At 70.1% G+C, this 20,662-nt stretch carries 23 protein-coding genes and 1 pseudogene; 13 read left to right on the top strand and 11 right to left on the bottom strand.

The features are described from left to right. Positions 1 to 133: 133 nt before the first annotated feature. Both IE257_RS18615 and IE257_RS18620 read right to left on the bottom strand, forming a co-directional pair. The gene (locus tag IE257_RS18615) at positions 134 to 994 is read right to left on the bottom strand and encodes a universal stress protein (protein ID WP_189969960.1); all 861 of its coding nucleotides are present in this window, start codon (positions 992 to 994) and stop codon (positions 134 to 136) included. Then, positions 991 to 1,893 carry a universal stress protein gene (locus tag IE257_RS18620; RefSeq protein ID WP_189969962.1) on the bottom strand — a complete coding sequence of 301 codons (903 nt, stop codon included), beginning with the start codon at positions 1,891 to 1,893 and terminating at the stop codon, positions 991 to 993. Before IE257_RS18620 ends, IE257_RS18615 begins: the two co-directional genes overlap by 4 nt. Positions 1,894 to 2,157: 264 nt before the next feature. Here IE257_RS18620 and IE257_RS18625 point away from each other — a divergent pair, with 264 nt between their 5' ends. The 13 genes and pseudogenes from IE257_RS18625 to IE257_RS18675 all read left to right on the top strand — a co-directional run bounded on the left by IE257_RS18625 (position 2,158) and on the right by IE257_RS18675 (position 11,413). Further along, positions 2,158 to 2,853 (top strand): CBS domain-containing protein, encoded by a 696-nt coding sequence (locus IE257_RS18625; RefSeq protein ID WP_189969964.1) that lies wholly within the window; start codon positions 2,158 to 2,160, stop codon positions 2,851 to 2,853. Between the two features lie 72 nt (positions 2,854 to 2,925). After that, positions 2,926 to 3,891 (top strand): alpha-ketoacid dehydrogenase subunit beta, encoded by a 966-nt coding sequence (locus IE257_RS18630; RefSeq protein ID WP_189969966.1) that lies wholly within the window; start codon positions 2,926 to 2,928, stop codon positions 3,889 to 3,891. Between the two features lie 16 nt (positions 3,892 to 3,907). Then, positions 3,908 to 4,363 carry a biotin/lipoyl-containing protein gene (locus IE257_RS38460; RefSeq protein ID WP_268251418.1) on the top strand — a complete coding sequence of 152 codons (456 nt, stop codon included), beginning with the start codon at positions 3,908 to 3,910 and terminating at the stop codon, positions 4,361 to 4,363. Further along, positions 4,260 to 5,224: pseudogene (locus tag IE257_RS18635) on the top strand (2-oxo acid dehydrogenase subunit E2). Before IE257_RS38460 ends, IE257_RS18635 begins: the two are co-directional and overlap by 104 nt. Next, positions 5,221 to 5,472 (top strand): acyl carrier protein, encoded by a 252-nt coding sequence (locus tag IE257_RS18640; protein ID WP_189969968.1) that lies wholly within the window; start codon positions 5,221 to 5,223, stop codon positions 5,470 to 5,472. Before IE257_RS18635 ends, IE257_RS18640 begins: the two are co-directional and overlap by 4 nt. 111 nt (positions 5,473 to 5,583) lie before the next feature. Further along, a complete protein-coding gene (locus tag IE257_RS18645) occupies positions 5,584 to 6,453 on the top strand; it encodes a universal stress protein (RefSeq protein ID WP_189969970.1) in 870 nt (289 codons plus the stop codon). 55 nt (positions 6,454 to 6,508) lie between these two features. Further along, complete coding sequence (locus tag IE257_RS39205; RefSeq protein WP_308433290.1) at positions 6,509 to 6,811, top strand: CBS domain-containing protein; 303 nt, start codon at positions 6,509 to 6,511, stop codon at positions 6,809 to 6,811. Continuing rightward, complete coding sequence (locus IE257_RS39210) at positions 6,742 to 7,005, top strand: BON domain-containing protein (RefSeq protein ID WP_308278548.1); 264 nt, start codon at positions 6,742 to 6,744, stop codon at positions 7,003 to 7,005. The genes IE257_RS39205 and IE257_RS39210 overlap by 70 nt, the downstream gene beginning before the upstream one ends. A 240-nt stretch (positions 7,006 to 7,245) precedes the next feature. Then, the gene (locus IE257_RS18655; protein ID WP_372453077.1) at positions 7,246 to 7,854 is read left to right on the top strand and encodes a CBS domain-containing protein; all 609 of its coding nucleotides are present in this window, start codon (positions 7,246 to 7,248) and stop codon (positions 7,852 to 7,854) included. Between the two features lie 12 nt (positions 7,855 to 7,866). After that, the gene (locus IE257_RS18660; RefSeq protein WP_189969974.1) at positions 7,867 to 8,493 is read left to right on the top strand and encodes a CBS domain-containing protein; all 627 of its coding nucleotides are present in this window, start codon (positions 7,867 to 7,869) and stop codon (positions 8,491 to 8,493) included. A gap of 9 nt (positions 8,494 to 8,502) precedes the next feature. Continuing rightward, complete coding sequence (locus tag IE257_RS18665; protein WP_189969976.1) at positions 8,503 to 9,159, top strand: CBS domain-containing protein; 657 nt, start codon at positions 8,503 to 8,505, stop codon at positions 9,157 to 9,159. Between the two features lie 77 nt (positions 9,160 to 9,236). After that, complete coding sequence (locus tag IE257_RS18670; protein WP_189969978.1) at positions 9,237 to 10,112, top strand: universal stress protein; 876 nt, start codon at positions 9,237 to 9,239, stop codon at positions 10,110 to 10,112. A gap of 425 nt (positions 10,113 to 10,537) precedes the next feature. Continuing rightward, entirely contained in the window at positions 10,538 to 11,413 is an 876-nt protein-coding gene (locus tag IE257_RS18675; protein WP_189969980.1) for a universal stress protein, read from the top strand. Positions 11,414 to 11,577: 164 nt separating this feature from the next. Here the strand turns inward: IE257_RS18675 and IE257_RS18680 are convergent, their stop codons facing one another. The 9 genes from IE257_RS18680 to IE257_RS18720 all read right to left on the bottom strand — a co-directional run bounded on the left by IE257_RS18680 (position 11,578) and on the right by IE257_RS18720 (position 20,649). Continuing rightward, on the bottom strand, positions 11,578 to 13,053 hold the full coding sequence (locus IE257_RS18680) for a bifunctional aminoglycoside phosphotransferase/ATP-binding protein (RefSeq protein WP_189970208.1): 1,476 nt from the start codon (positions 13,051 to 13,053) through the stop codon (positions 11,578 to 11,580). A 103-nt stretch (positions 13,054 to 13,156) separates the two neighbouring features. Beyond that, entirely contained in the window at positions 13,157 to 14,032 is an 876-nt protein-coding gene (locus tag IE257_RS18685) for a universal stress protein (protein ID WP_189969982.1), read from the bottom strand. 224 nt (positions 14,033 to 14,256) lie between these two features. After that, entirely contained in the window at positions 14,257 to 15,621 is a 1,365-nt protein-coding gene (locus IE257_RS18690; protein WP_189969984.1) for a Ni/Fe hydrogenase subunit alpha, read from the bottom strand. Beyond that, positions 15,618 to 16,436, bottom strand: coding sequence for an NADH-quinone oxidoreductase subunit B family protein (locus tag IE257_RS18695; RefSeq protein ID WP_189969986.1), 819 nt, complete (start codon positions 16,434 to 16,436; stop codon positions 15,618 to 15,620). The genes IE257_RS18690 and IE257_RS18695 overlap by 4 nt, the downstream gene beginning before the upstream one ends. 1 nt (position 16,437) lies before the next feature. Next, a complete protein-coding gene (locus IE257_RS18700; RefSeq protein WP_189969988.1) occupies positions 16,438 to 17,244 on the bottom strand; it encodes an FAD/NAD(P)-binding protein in 807 nt (268 codons plus the stop codon). Further along, the gene (locus IE257_RS18705; protein WP_229920485.1) at positions 17,241 to 17,717 is read right to left on the bottom strand and encodes a cyclic nucleotide-binding domain-containing protein; all 477 of its coding nucleotides are present in this window, start codon (positions 17,715 to 17,717) and stop codon (positions 17,241 to 17,243) included. The genes IE257_RS18700 and IE257_RS18705 overlap by 4 nt, the downstream gene beginning before the upstream one ends. Then, positions 17,714 to 18,883: a 4Fe-4S dicluster domain-containing protein gene (locus IE257_RS18710; RefSeq protein ID WP_189969991.1), complete on the bottom strand. Its 1,170-nt coding sequence runs from the start codon at positions 18,881 to 18,883 to the stop codon at positions 17,714 to 17,716. The genes IE257_RS18705 and IE257_RS18710 overlap by 4 nt, the downstream gene beginning before the upstream one ends. Before the next feature lie 42 nt (positions 18,884 to 18,925). Next, positions 18,926 to 19,462 carry a hydrogenase maturation protease gene (locus tag IE257_RS18715; RefSeq protein ID WP_189969993.1) on the bottom strand — a complete coding sequence of 179 codons (537 nt, stop codon included), beginning with the start codon at positions 19,460 to 19,462 and terminating at the stop codon, positions 18,926 to 18,928. A gap of 320 nt (positions 19,463 to 19,782) precedes the next feature. Beyond that, entirely contained in the window at positions 19,783 to 20,649 is an 867-nt protein-coding gene (locus IE257_RS18720) for a potassium channel family protein (protein WP_189969994.1), read from the bottom strand. Positions 20,650 to 20,662 lie beyond the last annotated feature (13 nt).

Genomic DNA, 20,662 nt, shown 5'->3' on the forward strand with positions numbered 1-20,662 from the left:
GCGCGTTACGCAGACCCTCCCCCGGTGAGTGCCCCTGAAGGCTCAGTGCTGTCCTGTCTCGGGTTCTGGCTCAACTTCCTTCGTGCCGCCCCGATGCTCGGTGCACCGGGCGGCGGGCGTCGTCACGCAGTCCTCACCGCACCGGGACCGTGATCACCGGGCAGTGCGCACGGTGCAGCAGCCCGTGGACGACCGACCCGAGTCGCATGCCCGTGTAACCGCCCTTGCCTCGCCGGCCCACGACCACGGCGAGGGCGTGCTCGGCCGCACCGGCGAGCGCCTCCACCGGATGTCCGGTCAGCACCTCGTGCGTCAACACAACGTCCGGGTACTCCTGCGACCAGCCTGCCGTCGTCTCGGACAGCATGCGTCGTTGCCCCTGGATCGCGGCCTCCTCTTCGCGGGGCAGGAAGAGCGGTGGCTGCCACACCGACACGGCACGCAGCTTGGCCCCCCTGAGGTCGGCCTCCTCGAATGCCACCGCGAGTGCCGCCTTCGAGGACTCGCTTCCGTCAATGCCGACCACCAGGTAGGGCGGCTGTTGAGTGACGTGCTCGGCGTCACCCACGACGACGACAGGACACTGCGCCTGGGCACTGACCGGGACGACCAGGGAGCCGGCACTGAGGAACTCCGAGGTCCGGCTCAGGTGACGGGAGCCGAGCACGATCATGCGGGCATGCCTCGACAGTCGGGCGATCTCCGGAGCGGGGAACCCCTCGACGAGATCCACCACCGGTTCGGCCTCCGGATGTCGATCCCTGCTCCAGGCAGCAGCCGAGACGAGGGCCTCCGAGGCCGCCCGGTGCAGGGCGATGCTGCGCGGCGTGTCGTCGACGTGTTGCGTGTCGTGCTGGGGAGGCACGGCTACGACGAGTCGCAGACGTAGGCGGCGTCGCCCGGCCTCGTCCACCGCCCAGGCCAGGGGCAGGCGCCAGTCCCTGGCCGGGTCGATGCCGACGACGACCTCCTCGTGTTCGCCCGCGTCGGTCACGATTCACTCCCGTGCTTGTCCGTGTGGCGCGGAATGAGCTGTACGGGGCAGTGGGCATGGTGGACCAGGCTGTGCGTGACCCGCCCGAGGGTGGGCCCGAGGTAGCTGGGTGACCGTCGGCCGCCCATCACCAACAGGTCCGCCTGGCTTGAGGCCTCAACCAGTACAGAAGCCACTGACGTGCTCTTGTCCGCGTCCACCTGCACTGTCAGGCCCGGGAACTCCTCGCGGATCCGGTCCGCCACGGCGTTCAGGTGATGGACCTGCTCGTTGGCGATCTCCTCCACGTCGTCGAGCAGGGTCACGACCTCGCCGACGGACTCCAGGATGTTCCACACGTGCAGCAGCCGCAGCGAGCCCTCGCGGACGTGTGCCTCGCGTGCGGCATATCGTGCGCAGTCGAGGTCGTGTTCGTCGCGGACGGCGGCGAGCACCGCGCCCGTCTCAGCGCCGTTCTCGGTGCCCCTGACGATGATGACGGGTGTCTTCGCTCCCGCTGCGACCTTGAGGCCGACCGATCCGAGCATGAGGGAGCCGAAACCGCCCAAGCCCCGGCTGCCGACCACGATGGTGCCATCGGGGCCCGCGGACTGGTGGAGGCTTCGGACAGGTGCGCTGCGGCTGAACTCGGGGTTGACCTGCAGGCCGGGAAACCGCTCCCTGACCTCGGCCGCCGTGGCGTCCAGCAGTTCACGTCCGGCCCGCCGGACGTGCTCGATGCTCTTCGCCGAGACGTAGAGGACCCGGCCGTCGGTGTCGGAGCCGTGCACGATGTGCAACGGACGCTCGCGGCGTGCGGCCTCTGCCGCTGCCCACATTGCTGCCTGGCGGGCCGGTTCGGAGCCGTCGACGCCGACGATGACGGCGCCGAGTTCCGAGCTGCTCGTGGTGCCTTCCATGCTTCCTCCTCAGAGAGCCGCCAGGGGTCCCGCTCCCGGGTCGGTTCTTCGGGCGTCTCCGCCGGGAGGGGATTCAGTCCCTCCCGGCGGGGACCAGTGGACCTGGTTCACGCGACACCGCGTCGCGGGTGCGGCACGGGTCCGATCGGGCCCGGCTGCGGACCATTCGGCCCTCCTCCTCTCGCGGCATTCGGCGGATCGTGGTTATCGGCGTCCTCCGGCCCTCCCGTCCGGGGGGATCGCTGTGACGGCAGGAGGTGCCTCATGAAGCACATCAAGGTCGGAGACCTGATGACCGACGAGGTCGTCTCGGTCCTGACGTCCACCCCTTTCAAGGATGTCGCCAAGCTGCTCGCTCAGCACGACATCAGCGGACTGCCCGTCCTCGACGACGACGACCGGGTGCTCGGCGTCGTCTCCGAGAGCGACCTGATCGGCCGCGCAGCCGCCGATCACCCACCGGTGGGCGAAGAACCCGATGCCGGCCGAGACGGGGCCGCGTTCCCGTCCGAGGTGACCTTTACCGCCGGTGAGGCCATGTCCGCGCCGGCGGTCACGGTTCATGGGGACGAGACCGCGGCGGGAGCCGCCCGGCTGATGGCCCGCAGGGGCGTCGAGCGGCTGCCGGTCGTGGACGACGAGGACCGCCTCGTCGGCATCGTCACCCGCCGTGACCTGCTCTGGCTCTTCCTGCGACCGGACTCGGAAATACGACACCGCGTGGTCACGGACATCCTCGTGGACACCATGGGGCTGGCCGCGGAGGCGGTCACTGTCCATGTGGTCGACGGCATTGTGACCCTGGAGGGCCGGCTGGAGAGACAGAGCCAGATTCCGGTCCTGATCCGCCTCACCAACCAGCTGGACGGTGTGGTCGCGGTCGCCCCCCGCCTGACGGCCCGCATCGATGACTCCCGGCTCACCCCACCGCACCGCAGTGCCCTCGGGATGCCCCTGTAACCGCGGCGTCCGGTGTGGACCGTCCGGGGGAGCCCGGACTACCGCTCGCCGCGCTTACGGCCGTGACGCAACGTGACCACCTACCGGGAGGCGCTCCGCGAGGGGCTGCGCGAAGCCCTGCTGCAGGACGAGCGCGTCTTCCTGATGGGCGAGGACGTGGGCCGGTACGGCGGATGCTTCGGCGTCAGCCTGGGACTGCTCGAAGAGTTCGGACCCGACCGGATCCGCGACACACCGCTGTCCGAATCCGGATTCGTCGGCGCGGGGATCGGCGCCGCGCTCGGCGGGATGCGGCCCGTGGTCGAGATCATGACCGTCAACTTCAGTCTCCTGGCACTGGACCAGATCCTCAACAACGCTGCCACACTGCTCCACATGTCGGGCGGACAGCTGAGCGTCCCGGTCGTGATCCGCATGACGACCGGAGCGGGCCGGCAGCTCGGCGCCCAGCACTCTCACAGCCTCGAAGGCTGGTACGCCCACATCCCCGGCATCCGGGTGCTGGCCCCCGCGACGGTCGACGACGCGCGCCACATGCTCGCGGCCGCGCTCGCCGACCCGGATCCGGTGCTGATCTTCGAGCACGGTGGCCTCTACACGGAGGGCTCTTTGGACGAGACCGTCGATGCCGTCGATCTCGACACGGCGGCCGTACGCCGGTCGGGCACGGACGTCTCAGTGATCACCTACGGCGGCTCCCTGCCGAAGGCCCTGGCAGCTGCGGAAACCCTTGCCGGGGACGGCATCAGCGCGGAGGTCGTGGACCTCCGATCCCTGCGCCCCCTCGACGACGCCACCGTCATGGCATCCATCGGTCGAACCCACCGTGCCGTGATCATCGACGAGGCATGGCGCAGCGGCAGCCTGGCCGCGGAGATCTCGTCCCGCATCACCGAGCAGGCGTTCTACGAGCTCGACGCCCCCGTTCAGCGCGTATGCAGCGCGGAAGTCCCCATTCCCTATGCCAGGCAGCTCGAAGAAGCGGCGCTGCCCCGGCCCGCGACCATCGTGGACGCCGTTCGCCGGACGGTGAGCTGACATGGCCGACTTCACCATGCCTTCCCTCGGCGCGGACATGGACGAGGGCACCCTCGTGGAATGGCTGGTAGGGCCCGGTGACACCGTCACCAAGGGCGATGTCGTCGCTGTCGTGGAGACGGCCAAGTCGACGATCGAGGTCGAGTGCTTCGACTCGGGCACGGTCGGTGCACTCCTCATCGAACCGGGTACCACCGTGCCGGTCGGCACGCGGATGGCCGTCATCGACTCGGGGGCCGAGCCTCCCGCCGCTGCCCCGGCTTCCTGCCTCTCCCCTTGCGAAGCAGCCGCCGGCCCCGACCTCCGAACTGCTAGCCGCTCCCGGACACACCACCACCCCGACCAGGGACGCCGTGTCCACCCCTTTGGTGAGGCACTTGGCCGAGCAGAAGGGCATCGACCTGTCGTCCGTGCACGGTTCCGGCAAGGGCGGTCGGATCACACGTTCCGACGTGGAGCACACACCGGCTGAGCGGCCGCACCGGGTGAAGGCCTCGCCGCTCGCCCGTCGGCTGGCGATGTCGTCGGGCGTCGACCTGACTGCCCTGAGGGGAACCGGGCGGGGCGGCACGATCCGGGCCGATGACGTACGGGCCGCCACGGCGGGCCCTGCGTCCCGTACGGTCGAAAGCCGCGAACCGGCGCGCCCGTCTTCGGCCACGGCCGAGCCCGTGCATCCGGCGCGCGCGGCGATCGCGACTCTGATGAGCCGCGCCAACCGCGACATCCCCCACTACTACTTGTCGACGACGCTCGACCTGGCCGTCGCGATGGCGTGGCTGCGCGAACGGAATGCGAGCAGGCCCGTGGCGGAACGGCTCGTGCCGGCGGCCCTGCTGCTCAAATCGGTTGCCCTGGCAGCACGCCAAGTGCCCGAACTGAACGGCTACTGGAAGGACGAGGCGTTCGTCCCCTCGCCTGGCGTGCGACTCGGCGTCGCGGTGTCCCTGCGCGGCGGCGGCCTGGTCGCACCGGCGCTGGCGGACGCCGACACCATGCCACTGCCGGAGCTGATGGCGGCGCTGAAGGGTCTGGTCTCGCGGGCGCGCAGCGGCCGGCTGCGGGCTTCGGAGACGGCAGATCCGACACTGACGGTGACCAACCTCGGCGATCAGGGGTGGAGGCCGTCTTCGGGGTGATCTACCCGCCTCAGGTCGCCCTCGTCGGCCTGGGGCGTGTCACCGAGCGGCCGGTGGCCGTGGACGGGATGCTCACGGTGCACCCGACCGTGACGGCCACGCTCGCCGCCGACCACCGCGCGAGCGACGGTGCGACCGGGGCGCGATTGCTGACGGCCATCGACCGCCTGCTCCAACGACCGGAGGAACTGTGAACCGCGACGAGGCCCTCGTACTGATCAAGGACGTTCTGACCGACGTGGTTCCCGGTGCCGACGCGGCGGCGCTCGCGCCGGCCGAGAGCTTCCGCGACAACCTGGAGATGGACTCGCTGGACTTCCTCAACTTCATCGAGGCACTGAGCGAGCGCACCGGGCTCGCTCTGCCCGAGTCCGACTATCCGGCATTGAACACCCTGGACGGCTGCGCGGACTACGTCACCTCGCGCACCTCCGTGAAGTAGCGGGGGGCTGGTCGGCCCCACAGGGGGCCACTCGGCCCCTCCTCGGTCGTCACGCCGCAGGCGACGCTGGAAGAGGACCGCGGCCCCGCGCCGCCCGAGGAGGTTCTGACCATGAAGCACCATGTGACCGTCGGGGTGGACGGCTCTCCGGAGAGCCGGGCCGCGGCCCGTTGGGGCGCCCGGGAGGCGGCCTTGCGCGAAGTGCCGCTGAGGCTCGTCCATGCCGTCGACTGGCTGATCAGCCCTGCGGTAACGAGGCCGGGCCGCGAGGCGGCCGACCGTTGGGCCGACGAGGCGCTCACTGCGGCATTGGAGGACGTGCGACGCCGGCATCCCGGCCTGGAGGTCTCGACGAGGTGCCTCTCCGGCAGGCCGGCGGCGGCCCTGGCCGCCGAGGCGGCAGACGCCGGGCTGCTGGTCCTCGGCTCCCGCGGGGTGGGAGGTCTGGTCGGATTTCTCGTCGGCTCGGTGAGCTGGTCGACACTGGTGGCCACCGAGACGCCGGTGGCGCTCGTACGCAGGCCGGACGCGCCCGAGGAAGCCGAGCCCGTCCGGTACGGGGAAATCGTCCTGGGTGTCGACATCCACGAGGCCGCGGACAAGGTTTTGGCCTTCGCCTTCGAAGAAGCCGACCGTCGCGGCTGCGCCCTGCGTGTGATCCACGGCTGGACGATGCCCTCCATCTACCGGTACGCGCCCTTCTTCGACCCGGAGAACGAACGGGAGATCGGCCGGAGTGTCACCGTGATGCTCGACGACATGCTGATGCCGTGGCGGCACAGGTTCCCGTTCTTGAGCGTCACTCGCGAGGCGTTCATGGGACCCGCCGGCGACCAGCTCGTCCGAGCCGCAGCGCGCGCGGACCTTGTCGTGGTGGGCCGCCATCTGCGCCGCTCCCCTCTGGGGGCGCAGATGGGCTCCGTGGCCCATGCGGTCCTGCACCACGCCACCGCCCCCGTCGCGGTCATCGCTCACGACTGACAGCCTTACTCACGAGGGAGATCGGACCATGTCTCACCGCACTGTCGCAGACGTCATGACCCGGAACGTGGCCACGGCCGGCCCCGAAGCGTCACTCAAAACGGTCGCCCGGATGCTCGACGACGACGGGGTCTCGGCCCTGCCCGTCGTGGACACCCGTCACCACCCGATCGGCGTCGTCTCCGAAGCCGACCTCCTCCGCAGGCAAGCGGGCCTGCCCGATACCGAAGGGCGTGATCCCCCGGGACCCTGGTCGGCATCGTCAGCCGTACCGACCTGTTGCGGCCCATGCTCCGTCGCGACGACGCCATCCGCGATGAGATCGTCGACGACGTGCTGGGCCGGACGCTCAGGATGACACCCGGCGGCGTTGCGGTGACCGTACGCGACGGGGTCGTCTCCCTGAGCGGCCAGGTCGAGGACCGGTCCACCATTCCGGTCGTGGAACGACTGTGCCAGTCGGTCGACGGGGTCGTCAGCGTGGACCAAGCACTCGGCTACGCGATCGACGACCTGTCGACGGCTGCCGACCCGGACCGCGCCGTCCATTGACCCCTCACAGCAAAAGGGCGGAAAGAGTCCGCCCGCTTCTCGCGGATCCCGATCGTGCGGTGCACGGCCGCCAGCCGCTTCTCCGCATCCTCTCAGGGACTCTTTCCGTCAATGTCATGAAAGCACGCCAGACATGACCGACAACAGGGCTGATCAGCCCGAAGTGACCCCCTGACGGCCCTACCGCCGACGGGCACAGGTGTCCACGCTCGGACGTATCAGGACTCCGCTTCTGGAGGCATCATGAAGCAGCTTCGCACCGTAGAGGACGTGATGACGCATGCCGTCATCTCCGTCGACCGCAGAACACCGTTCAAGGACATCGTGGAGACCATGCGGCAGTGGCGGATCAGCGCCCTGCCCGTCATGTCGGAGGAAGGACAGGTCGCCGGCGTGGTGTCCGAAGCGGATCTACTGCTCAAGGCCCAGGGCGCGGACGAGTCCCGTGCAGTCACCGCCGGGCAGCTGATGACCGTACCGGCGGTCACGGTGACCCAGGACGCCACCATCCCCGGCGCCGCACGTCTGATGGCCCGCGGCCACCTCAAGCGGCTCCCCGTCGTCGACGGCGACGGCCGCCTCGTCGGCGTGGTCAGCCGGGGCGACCTCCTCAAGATCTACCTCCGCCCGGACGCGGACATCGCCGAGGAGCTCCGCCGGCTGATCATGGCCGAGCTCATCCCCGGCGGCTCGGCCATGGTGCAGGTCCACGTGGCCGACGGCATCGTCCACTTGGACGGCTCCATCCCGGACCCGGCCCTCAAAGACGTGCTGGTCCGAGTCGCACGCACCGTACCCGGAGTCGTGGACGTCACGGCCGTGCGCCTCGACACCGAAGTCCGCGCGTGAAGGAGGCCGACGATGAGGCATCGCAGCGTCGCCGACCTGATGACTCCGACAGCCATCAGCGTCCAGCGGGGCACCCCGTTCAAGGAAATCGCCAGGACCCTCAAGGAGTTCGACATCTCCGCCGTGCCCGTGGTGGATGAGGACGAGCGTCCAGTGGGCGTCGTCTCCGAAGCCGACCTGCTCGGCGAGCGCGGCTCCGGCAGCGGCACGAACACCGCCGCCGATCTCATGACCAGCCCCGCCGTCACCGCCCGGACCGAATGGAGCGTCGTTCGCGCGGCGCGCGTCATGCGGGGGCGCCAGGTCAAGAGACTGCCCGTGGTGGACGCCGCCGGCCGGCTGATCGGCATCCTGAGCCGCGGTGACCTGCTTCAGCTCTTCCTGCGCAGGGACCACGCGATCCAGGAGGAAATCCTCGAGGACGTGGTGACCCACACCCTCGGGCTCAGCCCGTCATCGTTGACCGTCGAAGTCGCGGACGGGCTGGTGACCCTCAGCGGCACAGTCGGTCGACGCAGTCTGGTCCCCATAGTGCTGCGCCTGTGCCAGAGCGTCGACGGCGTGGTGGACGTGGTCAACCGGCTCGACTACGAGCAGGACGACGTGTCGGTCGGCGCACGGACGCCCACCGAGCGGTAGGAGAAGAGCATGAAGCATCGGGAAGTCCGCGAGCTGATGACCCGCGAGGTCGTCACCGTCCCCAACAACGCTCCGTTCAAGGAGATCGCCCGCACCCTGACGGAGCACAAGGTTTCGGCCGTTCCGGTCGTCGACCCTGCCGGCCGTCCACTCGGCGTGATCTCGGAACGGGACCTGTTGCCGAAGTCGGCAGGCCAAGGAGACTACTTCCGGTCACTTCCCGAACGGGAGGCGTGGCAGGAGGACAAAGCCGCGGGGACGCGCGCCGAGGAGCTGATGTCCTCGCCCCCCGTGTGTGCCCGGCCGGAGTGGACCGTCGCCGAAGCGGCCAGGCTGATGGAAGCACAAGGGGTCAAGCGACTCCTCGTCGTGGACGACTCCGACGTACTGATCGGTATCGTCAGCCGACGAGACCTGTTGCGGATCTTCCTCCGGGACGACGAGGACATCCGTCACGAAATCATGGGTGACGTGCTCGACCTCAGCCTGCGCCAAAGCGCCTCGGCGATCACCGTGGCCGTCACCGACGGCCGGGTCGAACTGCACGGAACCGTCGACTTCAGGAGCCTCATCCCGCTCATCGAGCGCCTCTGCCGGACCGTGGACGGCGTGGTCTCCGTGACCCAGCATCTCGGATACGCCATCGACGACACGAACTCAGCCTGAAGAAGCCGCCGATCCGCCTCGACACGGGCGGGGACGAACTACCTGACCCATGTGGGCCCCTGCCGGGAGAAGCCATCATGCACGATCGAATCGTCGTAGGCCTGGACGGATCCGCGGAAAGCCTCGCGGCGGCTCACTGGGCGGCGCGGGAGGCCCTCCTGCGCGGCGTGCCGCTCCACCTCGTCCACGCCGAGGAATGGCCGTCGCCCAGCGACCTCCCGGTGCCCACGGGCGAAGTGCGCCGCCACTGGGCTCAGGCGCTGCTGACCGAGACCGCCGACGAACTGCGTGCGAGCCACACCGAGCTGGACGTCGGTATCCGGTCACTCGACGGCAGACCGGCCGCCGAGCTCGTCGGCGTCGCGGCCGACGCGAACATGATCGTCCTGGGTTCCCGGGGACCGGGCACCATGACGGGCTTCGTCCTCGGCTCCGTCGGCATGGCGGTCATCCGGGCGACGGTACGGCCGGTGGTCATGGTGCGGGCGAGCGAGGACGCGGTACCGCGCCGCGACAGTCGGCACGCCGCCCGCGAGGTTCTGGTGGGCGTTGACATCAGCCGGCCGTGCGACGCGTTGCTCACCTTCGCCTTCGAGGAGGCAGCGCGGCGGGCGTGCGCCCTCCACGTCCTGCACAGCTGGTCGCTGCCTCCACTGGTGGGGTACGGCGCGGCGTACGATCCGAGAGTTCACGCCCAGCTCGAAATGAGCGCGAATGCCTCTCTGGGCGACGTCCTGGAGCCCTGGCAGGACAAGTACCCGGATGTCGGCGTCATTTCGCGCGCGAGCGCCGGGCATGCCGCTACCGAGCTCGTCGAGAGGTCCTCCGAAGCGGGCCTCATCGTTGTCGGCCGCCGCATCCGACGGTCCTCGATCGGCGCGCACATCGGACCGGTCACCCACGCGGTCCTCCACCACGCCAAGGCGCCCGTCGCCGTCATCGCGCACGATTAGCGCCACAAGGCGGCGCGCTGCGGCTTACCGCTCCGCGCAGATCGTCTCGACGAAGTGCCCCACCCGTTCCTCGGACAGGTGCCTGGCGAGATCGGCCTCGCTGATCACATGCGTACCCGTGTCCGCCTCCAGTCTGGGCTTCGGCCCAGCGCCGCGCTCGTCGACGCGAGATCATGGGGTTGCTTCTCTGCGCCATGGGGAACAGCGCAAGGCCTTGCGAGCTCTTGCCGGACGCCGGGCCGGCCGGCACACCGCCTGCCGTGACCGCACTGGTTGATCAAGGGCCCAGACCTCTCGTCCACCGCACTGCAGACAGGGCCGGTCGGTCCCTCGATGGACCGACCGGCCCCTCAACAGGAGACCGTCGGGCAGCCAGGCTTGACTGAGCGGGAGAAGCACCGCCCCATGAAGAAGGAGTGGAGACCATGGCGAACCGAGTAACCGTCGGCCTCGACGGGTCCCCGGAAAGTACGGCGGCGGCCCGCTGGGCAGCCCATGAAGCCGAGCTCCGCAGTGCCAGCCTGGACCTGGTCCACGCAGAGGAATGGCTGGAGAATCCGCCCCTTCCCGTCACGACCACCGAGGACCGCCGGCAGTGGGCCGAGGCCGTCCTCCGCGACACCGCCGAAGACGTGCGCCGCCTGCATCCGTCATTGAAGGTCGACACCCGCCGAGTGAGCGGCCTGCCCGCCCTGGCGCTCACGCACGCCGCCGAGGATTCCGCCATGCTCGTACTCGGCTCGCGCGCGCTCGGCAGCGTCGCCGGATTCCTCGTCGGATCCACCGGCTTCGCCACCGTCACCGAGGCCGCGCGCCCCGTCGTGCTGGTCCGGTCGGTGGACCGCGCGGGCAATCCGCCGGACGGTGCCCGCGACCGTGGGCCCATCGTGGTCGGCCTGGACATCCACCAGCCCTGTGACAAGCTGCTCGCCTTCGCCTTCGAGGAGGCGTCCCACCGCAACTGCCCGCTCGTGATCATCCACGGCTGGTCGCCACCGCCCATCCTCAGCTACGCACCGGCTCTCGACCCGGGGGTCCAGCAGGAAATGGCCCACGGCATCGTCACCACACTGGACGAGATGATCAGCCCCTGGCACAAAAAGCATCCTTCGCTGCAGGTCGACTCGCGGGCCACCATCGGCCAGCCGGCGATTCAGATCCTCGACGCGGCCTCCACCGCCGCCCTCGTCGTCGTCGGCCGCCGTATCCGCCACTCCGCATTCGGCACTCACATCGGCCCCATCACACACGCCGTGATGCACCACGCGGTCTCGCCGGTCGCCGTCATCGCCCACGAGTGAGGCCCACCGCACCGGCAGGAAAGTCGCATGACCGCATCGCTTCCGACCCCGGCAGAGAATGTTCCGCTCGTCGAGGATGCTGTCACGGCTCCGTCCATGCACAACGCCCAGCCATGGAAGTTCCTCTGGCGAGCGCGCCTCTGCACGCGGGGTCGTCATTCTCCTTAATCCGGCTCCATGTAAGGGCGGCGGAAGACCGGTGCCTGACCGGAGCCGTACGGGCGTACGGCCGCCATCGCCTGGATGACCGCGGCCTCCAAAGGGCCGCCGGTGTCGATGGGGACGGCCTCGTCCCACGACGGCTCCGTGGCTGCCATAGCCCTGGCCACATCGGGGGTGGCGTCGGACGCCCCGGGGGCGCGGGTGCTCAGGCGCGCTGCCGACACATCGCCCGGAACCTGGCAGTGCAGGGCCACCAGGTCGGCGCTGGCGCGTTCGGCCATGCGCAGAGCGGCTTCGCGCTGTCCCGCATCGGACCAGGTGGCGTCGAGGACGACGGACTCGCCGCGGGACAGGAGGGCGGACGCCCGGTCGAGCAGGGCCGCGTACGTCCTCACGGTCCACTCGGGCGTGTACAGCCCTTCGCCGTAGTCGGAGGCCGCGGATTCCTCCGCCGGCATGCCTGCCAGCTCCTTGCGGAGGCGGTCGCTGCTGAGCAGCGTGACGCCCAGGCGATCGGCCAATGCGCCGGAGAGCGTGGACTTTCCGCTGCCCGGGAGGCCGCCGACGAGGGTCAGGCCGACAGCGGAGGTACGCAGGTGGCGCAGGGTCGTGGTGACCAGTCGCCGCGCTGCCGCCTGCGCGCCGCGGGCGCCTTGAGCTGCCTGGATCAGGGAGACCTTGACACGGACGAACGCGCGGTAAGCGACGTAGTGGTGCCACAGGGACGGCGGTGCGGGGTCGCCGGAGTACTGGCCGTACTGGGCGAGGAAGAACGCCGCGGCCTCCGGGGCACCCGTCTGCTCCAGGTCCATGGCGAGGAAGGCCGCGTCGTCGAGACCGTCGACGTAGCGGAGGCGGTCGTCGAACTCCAGACAGTCCAGGACGCGGGGGCCGTCGTCGAGGCAGAAGATGTCCTGGGCGAGCAGGTCACCGTGGCCGTCGACCACCCGCCCCTGCTCGATACGGGCGTCGAACAGTGCCTCGCGGCCTGCGAGATAGCGACGCACCAGGTGCTCCACCTCCTCCACCCCGTCGAGCAGACCGCCGTCTTCGGTCAGTTGCCTGACCTGCGTGAAGCTCGCTTCCCAGCGTGCGGACAGCGCGTCTCGCCTGCCCTGCTCGTCGATGTCCCGGCCGCGGGGCGCGTCCGCGTGGCGGGAGGCGAGGAGGCGTGCGACGGACCGCAGGGCGTCGTCGACGTCGGCGCCTTGGCTCACGAGCAGGGACAGGCGGCGTTCCGCCGGCATGCGGCGCATCACCACGAGAGGTTCGGGCGTGTCCGCGTCCGGTCCGCGAAATTCACCCAGGCCCAGGTAGACATCAGGGGCGAAGCGACGGTTGAGGGCGACTTCTCGTTCGCACACGGCCCGCCGGGCCGCCGTGGTCGCGTAGTCGAGGAACCCCAGGTCGACCGGCTTCTTCAGCTTGTAGGCGCGGTCACCGACGAAGAACAGGACCGCGGTGTGCGTCTCGCACACCTCTGCGCGCGGGAGTGACGGAACATCGAGGCCGGTGCCGGTCCGGAGCGCGGACGCGTCGGTCCGGTGCGCCGGCACCGGCGGCTCCTCGCGGTGGCTCGGCTCAGTCATGGGGAATGACGGCGACGGGGCAGCGCGCGTGATGGATCGCGGCGGTGACCACGGAACCCAGTGGGGGTGCCAGGGCGGGACGATGCCTGCGTCGGCCTACGACCAGGAGCCCTGCGCCCTTGGCAGTCCGGACCACGACCTTGGTAGGGCTTTCAAGACCGATACCGGAAGTTACCTCCACGCTCGGGAACTTCTCGCGCCAGGGGCGGAGAGCGTCACTCAGGAGCTTCTGCGCGTCCTGCCTGATCTTTTCGGTCACGTCGTGGTCCGTGCCCCAGGGAGCGTGAGCGTGGAGGGGGATGCTTCGGCCGTGGACGGCTTGCAGGGGAACACCTCGTGCCGCGGCGGCGGCGAAGGCAAACGCGAGCAGGTCTTCGCACGGACCGTGCAGTTTCAGCGCCACCACTACGCCGCCCGAGGCGCCTGGAGTGGACGGCGGACCCTCTTCACGCGCCCCGGCGCGCACCAGGACCACCGGCCGCTCGGCCCGTGCCACGACGGGCATGCTGATGTCACCCAGGAAATAGCTCTCGACGGGCTCCATCCCTCGCGAGCCGAGCACGGTCATCTCGGACTCCGCCGACGCTTTCAGCAGCGCTTCCTCAGCGTCCTCGGCAACCAGGTTGCCGACGATGGTCAGGCCCGGGTGGCGCGCTTGGAGCTCCGCCTTCGCGTTGTGCACGATCCGCTTCGCCCAATAGTTCTGATCCATCTCGGAGGGGAGGTGGATCGGTTCCGGCGCCAGCAGGGGCCACGCGTGCAGCAGTCGCAGTGTGAGCTTGCGGCGGTCGGCTTCGTCAGCGGCCCAACGGGCGGCAGCGAGGCTCTCGGGTGAACCGTCGAGGCCCACAGTGACGACTGGCTCCATGCCGGCTGCTCCGTCTGGATAGATGACTGGAAGGGCGGTGAGGTGTCCGGTGTCCGGTCGGCCGGAGCCCTGTCGTCCCCGATCGCGCCGGTAGCCGTGCAAGTGACCGTAAGCGGTACTCGATGAAGCGCCTGTGCCAACGCGCCGAGCTACGGCCGCCTGTCATCCGAGGAGCACCTGAAGCCTCCCCGCAGCGCGCAGGAGGCCGTCCCTCCAGGGCGTGATCAGTGGGTGCGTTCGATGTCCAGTTCCAGGAAGTGGGCCGAACACGAGATGCACGGGTCGTGGTTGCGGACGGCTCGCTCGCACAGCCGGGTGAGCTCGGCCTCGGAGCCCTCACCCCGATCGAGCCCGGCTTGGACCAGCCGGCGCAGGTCCTCTTCGATGGCACCCTGGTTCTGGGCGGTCGGCGGAACGATGCGGGCGTCCGTGACACGCCCCCCGTCGTCGAACGCGTAGCGGTGGTAGAGCAAGCCGCGTGGGGCCTCCGTGGCACCGTGCCCGGTGCCGGCCCGAGGCGGCACCTCCGCGTACGGGCTGGCCGGACGCTCGTACTCCGCGATGATCCGCAGGGCCTCCTCCACCGCGTACAGGACTTCCACCGCCCGGACGAGGATGCTTCGGTACGGGTTCCTGCAGACCTCTGCCCGCCCGGCACCCGCGCGCGACGGGGGGTCACCCAGTCCGGCTTCCCGTGCCGCTTCCAGAGCCAGCGGGGACAGGAGGTGGCCGCTGACCGCCCAGCGGGCGAGGGAGCCGGTGAGGTGCCTTCGGCCGTCCAGCCGGGAGTGCAGGGCGGTGGAGTGGGAGACCTGCTCCTCGGCCACGTGGTCGGTGAAGTCCCGCAGGGGAAAGCTGTACGGCGGGAGCGTCGCGTCGTACGGGAGCACGGTGGGGACACCGGACTCGATGGCGTAGGTGCCGGTCTCGGCGAGGGCGAGCAGGTCGGCGGTGCACTCGGCGTCCGGGAATTCGAAGCCGGCGACCCAGCGCACCGTGTCCCAGGCGTCGTCGAGGGCGGTGCGCAGCCGTTCTTCCAGGGGTCGGAGTTCGGCACGGGTCGGAGCGCGGTGGAATCCGCCGATCCGGACGTTGACAGGGTGGATGGCCCGGCCCCCGAGCAGTTCGACCACGGCGTTGCCGGTCTGCTTCAGGCGCAGTCCTCGCTTGACGTGCTCCGGGTGGGAGCGGGAGAGACCGATCGCGTCGTGTTCGCCGAGGAAGTCCGGTGCGTGCAGCATGTGGATGTGCAGCGTCTGGCTCTCGATCCATTCGCCGCAGTACAGCAGGCGACGAAGGTCGGCCGGTTGTCCGTCGACGACAACGCCGCACGCGTCCTCGATGGCACGGCAGGCACTCATCTGGTAGGCGACGGGGCAGATCCCGCAGATGCGGGAGGTGAGGTCGGGTGGCTCCGTGTGGGCTCTGCCCCGGAGGAAGGCCTCGAAGAACCGCGGCGGCTCGTAAATCTTGAGCCGCGCTTCGGTGACCGTGCCGTTGCGGATCCTCAGGTGCAGCGCGGTCTCACCCTCGACACGGGCGAGTGAGGGGATGCGCAGCTCCTGGAACCCGGGCGTGGAATCGCTCATCCCGGTCCTTCAGCGTCGACCACGCCGGACTGTCCTTGCTCCTCCACGGCGGTGAAGGCGGTCACGTTGAAGGTGTGCAGGAACCTGCCGATGTCCTCCTCGCTCATCCCGTCACGCTGCATCAGCGGAACCAGCGCGGGAAGGTTCGTGGTTCCGGCCGGCCCGAAGCAGCCGTAACAGCCGCGCCCGTAGGTCGGGCACAGGGCCCCGCAGCCCGCGTGGGTGACGGGGCCGAGGCAGGGTGTGCCGTGGGCGACGGTGACGCAGACGTTGCCGCGCCGTTTGCAGGCGAAGCAGACACTGTGGTTCGGGATGGCGGGCTTGCGTCCGGCAAGGAACGCGGTGATGACCTCGACGAGCTGACCGCGGTCGATGGGGCAGCCGCGCAGTTCGAAGTCGACGGGTACGTGGGCCGAGACCGGCGTGGAGGTCGCGAGGGTCTCGATGTAGTCGGGGCGGGCGTAGACGGTCGCCAGGTATCCCTCGACATCGGCGTAGTTGCGCAGCGCCTGCACGCCGCCCGCCGTGGCGCAAGCCCCGATGGTGACGAGGTGGCGGGCATCGGCGCGGATGCGCCGGATGCGTTCCACGTGCTCAGGTGTGCTGACCGACCCTTCGACGAGCACGAGGTCGTACGGGCCGGGAGCAGCATCGCTGGACGCCTCCAGGAAGTGGGCGATCTCCAGTTCGGCGGCGATGCCGAGCAGTTCGTCCTCGCAGTCGAGGAGGGTGAGCTGGCATCCGTCGCAGGAGGCGAACTTGAACACGCCGAGGCGGGGTCGGGCAGGGGGCTGGGGTGTGGTGGGGGTGCTCATCTCACAGTTCCCGAACGGTGAGCAGGGGCTCGGCCTGGTCGTAGCCGACGACCGGGCCGTCGCGGCAGAGCAGCAGGGGGCCGAGCTGGCAATGCCCGCAGTGGCCGGTGGCACAGCGCATGTTTCGTTCGAGGGAGACCCGGATGCGGTCGGGACGTACCCCTTGGTGGATCAGCGCGCGTGCGGTCGCGCGCATCATCACCTCGGGACCGCAGACGAAGGCGACCGTGCCCGAAGGTGTGAACCGGGCTTCGCGAAGCAGCGTGGTGACGACTCCGACCCGGCCGGTCCAGCCGCCGGAAGGCCGGTCGACAGTGACGGCGCCGAACGGCTTTCCCCAGGCGGGGAACTCATCCCCGTACAGCAGATCGGCGGGGGTCCGGGCGCCCGCGAGGACATTCAGCCGACCGAACGCCTTGGCCTCGGCCAGAACGGCGTCGACGAGGGGACGGAGCGGAGCGATCCCGATGCCGCCGGCGATGACGAGCAGGTCGTTGCCGTGAGCGGCGGCCGTGTCCCAGGCGGTACCGAAGGGGCCGCGCACGCCGACCCACCCGCCGATCCGCAGGCCGCACAAGGCGCGGGAGACGGCCCCGACGGCGCGGACCGTGTGCGTCAGCCGGCGCCCGTCCCCGAGCCGGGACACCGACACCGGGATCTCGCCGACACCGAACGCGTACAGCATCGCGAACTGGCCGGGTGCGAAGGGCTTCAGGGCATCCGCGGCAGGCTCCAGTACGAGCGTGACCGTGTCGTGCGTCTCGTCGCGGCGGTCCACCACGCGGTAGGAGAGGGGCGTGAGCGTCATGGCACCGGCCCGCTCCCCGGCGGTCCGTACAGGTCGAGCAGCCGGGTGCGGGTGGCTCGAAGCCGGTCGCCGATGATCTCGGCGACGACGGTGACCAGCGACAGGCCCAGCGCCGTGTCCTCGGCGCACAGGTCATGGACGGCAGCGGCATCGAATTCCCAGGCACGGACGGGGTCCCGGGTCTCGGCTGCGAGGTGCCACTGCCGCGGCGGGCACAGCCATGACCAGCCGAGCAGGCTGCCCGCGCCGATGGTCTCGATGACCACTCGCCCCCGGCCGGGCATGTGGACATCCAGCGCGACCGTGCCCGAGCGGATGACCCAGAAGCGGTCGGCTCTCTCCCCCTCCTCGAAGATCCGCGCGCCGCCCGGAAGGGAGACTTCACGGGCGAGGGCCATCAGCTTCCCGCGGTGCTCCGCCGTCAGAGCGGTGAACACCCCCTCGCCGGTAGACCCAACCGGATGCGAGGTCACGGCGTGCTCTCCCGCTGCGTGGCCTCCTGGTGCAGGGCGTGGGCTTCCTCGGTGAGGTCGATGCCCGTGGGACACCAGACGATGCACCGGCCGCAGCCGACACAGCCGGAACTGTCGAACTGGTCGTGCCAGGTACCCAGCTTGTGAGTGAGCCACTGGCGGTAGCGGCTGCGCGGGGTGGACCGGACCGGGCCGCCGTGGAGGAGTGAGAAGTCCAGGTCGTAGCAGGAGTCCCAGAGGCGCCAGCGCTCGGCGTGATCGCCGGTCAGGTCGGTGACGTCCTCCGTGGTGGTGCAGAAGCAGGTGGGGCAGACCATGGTGCAGTTGCCGCAGCTGAGGCACCGGGCGGTGACGTCGTCCCAGCGCTCCGCTTCCAGGTTGTCCCGCATCAGCGTGCGCAGGTCCACCGGTGGCATGGAGCGGCCCATGCGTTCGGCGGCGGCGCTCACGGCCTGGGTCGCCGCTGTTCTGGTGAGGCCATCGGCGCTCCGGCCCGGCAGTTCCGCGAGGACCGCAGCTCCCTCCTCGCTCCCGCTCCGGCACAGGAAGCGGTGACCGGCATCGTCCACGACCTCGGTGAGGGCGAGGTCGTACCCGGCGTCGGCGGCCGGCCCGCTCCCCATCGAGACGCAGAAGCAGGTGGCACCCGGCTCGGTGCACTCGGCCGCGATCAGGAAGGCGCCCGTGCGCCGGGAGAGGTAGGCGGGATCCCGGTACCGGCCTCCGCTCATCACCCGGTCCAGGATCTGAATGGCACGCAGATCGCAGGGCCGCACGCCGAGGAACGCGTACGAAATGCTCTCCTGCTTCTCCTCTCGGACGGCAAGCGCACCGTCTGGGCCGCGGTTCGCGGACCACTGGCGGACGCGCTCCGGATGCAGGAACGACTTCCACGACTGGGGCCCCGCGCTGTGCGCGAACGCAGCCCCGTCCTCGCGGCGGCGGAGCCGGTACCGCCCCGCCTCCAGCTCGACCCCCCACCCGTACGGAAGCGCATCGGCGGAGTCGAGCTCGTCGAGGACGATCGCGCCGTCGCGCACGGTCGGGCCGATCACGGTGCGGCCGCGCCGCTTCAGGACACGCACGAGCGCGGCCAGACCGTCTCGATCGAGAACCATCTCGGCCTGGCGGTCGAGGACGGCTCCGGCATCCGAAGCGTCGGTCATGGTGCACCTCTCGGTCTCCACGTGCCTAGATCCGGCAGCATGTCAGACCGGCGGGCTCCCGGCTTCGAACCTGGTCCGGCGAGTCCGCTCGCCGTGTTCGCGGACGTCTTCCTCGATGCGCCGGGCCAGATGCGGCAGGGCGGCCGCCACCGCTGGGGTCAGCCCCGTGCCCAGCGAGCGGTCCGCTCCCTCGACCGCGTACACGATGAGGCGGCCGGGACCGCGCCCGAGACTGTCGGCTAGGCACAAGGCCTCGGCGAGCCCCAGCCCGTGGGTGCTCTGCCTGCCTGCGGCAGCCGGGTGCGGCATCTCGCCCGGGGCCACACACCACCGGTGTGTCCGCCCGGGCTGCGCCGCAGGTGGGAAGCAGGCGTCGATGACGAGCGTGAGGGCCTTGCCTTCCCAGAGGGTCATCAGGCGGCCGGGGTCTCCGTCGCACTGTACGAGCTCAGTACCGGAGGGGAGAGGTCGCCGTGCTTCCCGTTCGCACAACAACGCGATGGTGGCCCACCCCACGCCGTCATCGCGCCGGAAGTCGTTACCGATCCCGATGACCGCCGTACCGGCGAGCGGCTTCATACGTACCCGCTTCCTTCTTCGGGCGTCTCCCGGCACAGCCTGCCCTACTCACGGGGCGGGGCCCTGCGCGATGGGGCAAACGGCGCACGGCGCATCCCCCTGCCCGGGGCCCTCGCCCGGTGCCGCGAAGTGCCGCTGAGCGACGAGGCCCGCAAGGAGACGGCGGCCCGCACGTCCCGCAGCTGGAGTCTTCACCACGCGCACATCGCCGGTATGGACCTCAACGGAGTCTGCCGGGCAGAGCGGTGTCGACGCCGCGGCGTAGAACGGCCTGACGGTCGAGGTCGTCGTCCACGCCGGAAGACGCACGGCAGGGCGTGTCACCGGTGCCCGTGGTCGTGTGCGAACGCGGCGAGAGCTTGCCTGGGCGTGCCCTGCGTGTGCAGGAAGCGCTCGTCCAGGATGGTGGCGAGGTCTTCCAGTGCGGAACGCAACACCGCGGAGGCGAGCCGAACATCCCGGTGTCCGGCTCGCGAAGCCTCATCGGCAATGTCGACGGCGTAGCCGATCTGGCGCGCGAGGGAGGTCCGGTCGTCGCCGTCGTGGAAGTAGTAGGACTCCGCGTACTGGAGGAAGTCGACCGCTGCGACGGACAGCGCCGTGGCCAGGCTGTCCAGCATGGCAGCCCCGGCCGGGGAGTCGATCTGTTCCTTCGAGGGATGGGTACGGGAGAGATGGGAGAGCCGCAACGCCAGTGCCCTGCGGCGCGCCAAAGCCGGATAGATGCCGAGGATCCAGGAGACCGTCGCGGTCAGAAGGGCGAACCCGACCAGTGCCTCCAGGGGTGCGAGGAGGCGCAGCCACCCCTCGGCAGGTGCGACGTCGCCGAGGCCGAGCGTGGAGAGCGTGACCAGCGAGACGTAGGTCGCGTCCAGCAGGCTCGCATGGTCGTCGGGCTGCAACCCGCCCGCGTACACGAACGCCTCGGGCATGTGAGGCCAGTAGATCAGCGCCCAGCCCGCGGCCACGGTCAGGGCCCACAGGGCGACGACGGACACCATGGCGAGCGGGCCGGCCAGGCCGGCTGCCGTCCGACGGGTGCCCAGGACGGACGACAGCCGCCACAGTGTGGTCATGACCAGGCGGCTCAGCCCGCCGTGACGCGTCGGGTGCCACAGCGTGTGGAACACGTCCCGCAGGATCAGCAGGACCAGGGCCGCGCCCGTGACCGTCACCAGCCAATCCATCCGGCACCCCTTT

The organism is Streptomyces avidinii, from assembly GCF_014650695.1.
In the GTDB taxonomy this organism is placed as follows: Bacteria; Actinomycetota; Actinomycetes; order Streptomycetales; family Streptomycetaceae; genus Streptomyces; species Streptomyces avidinii.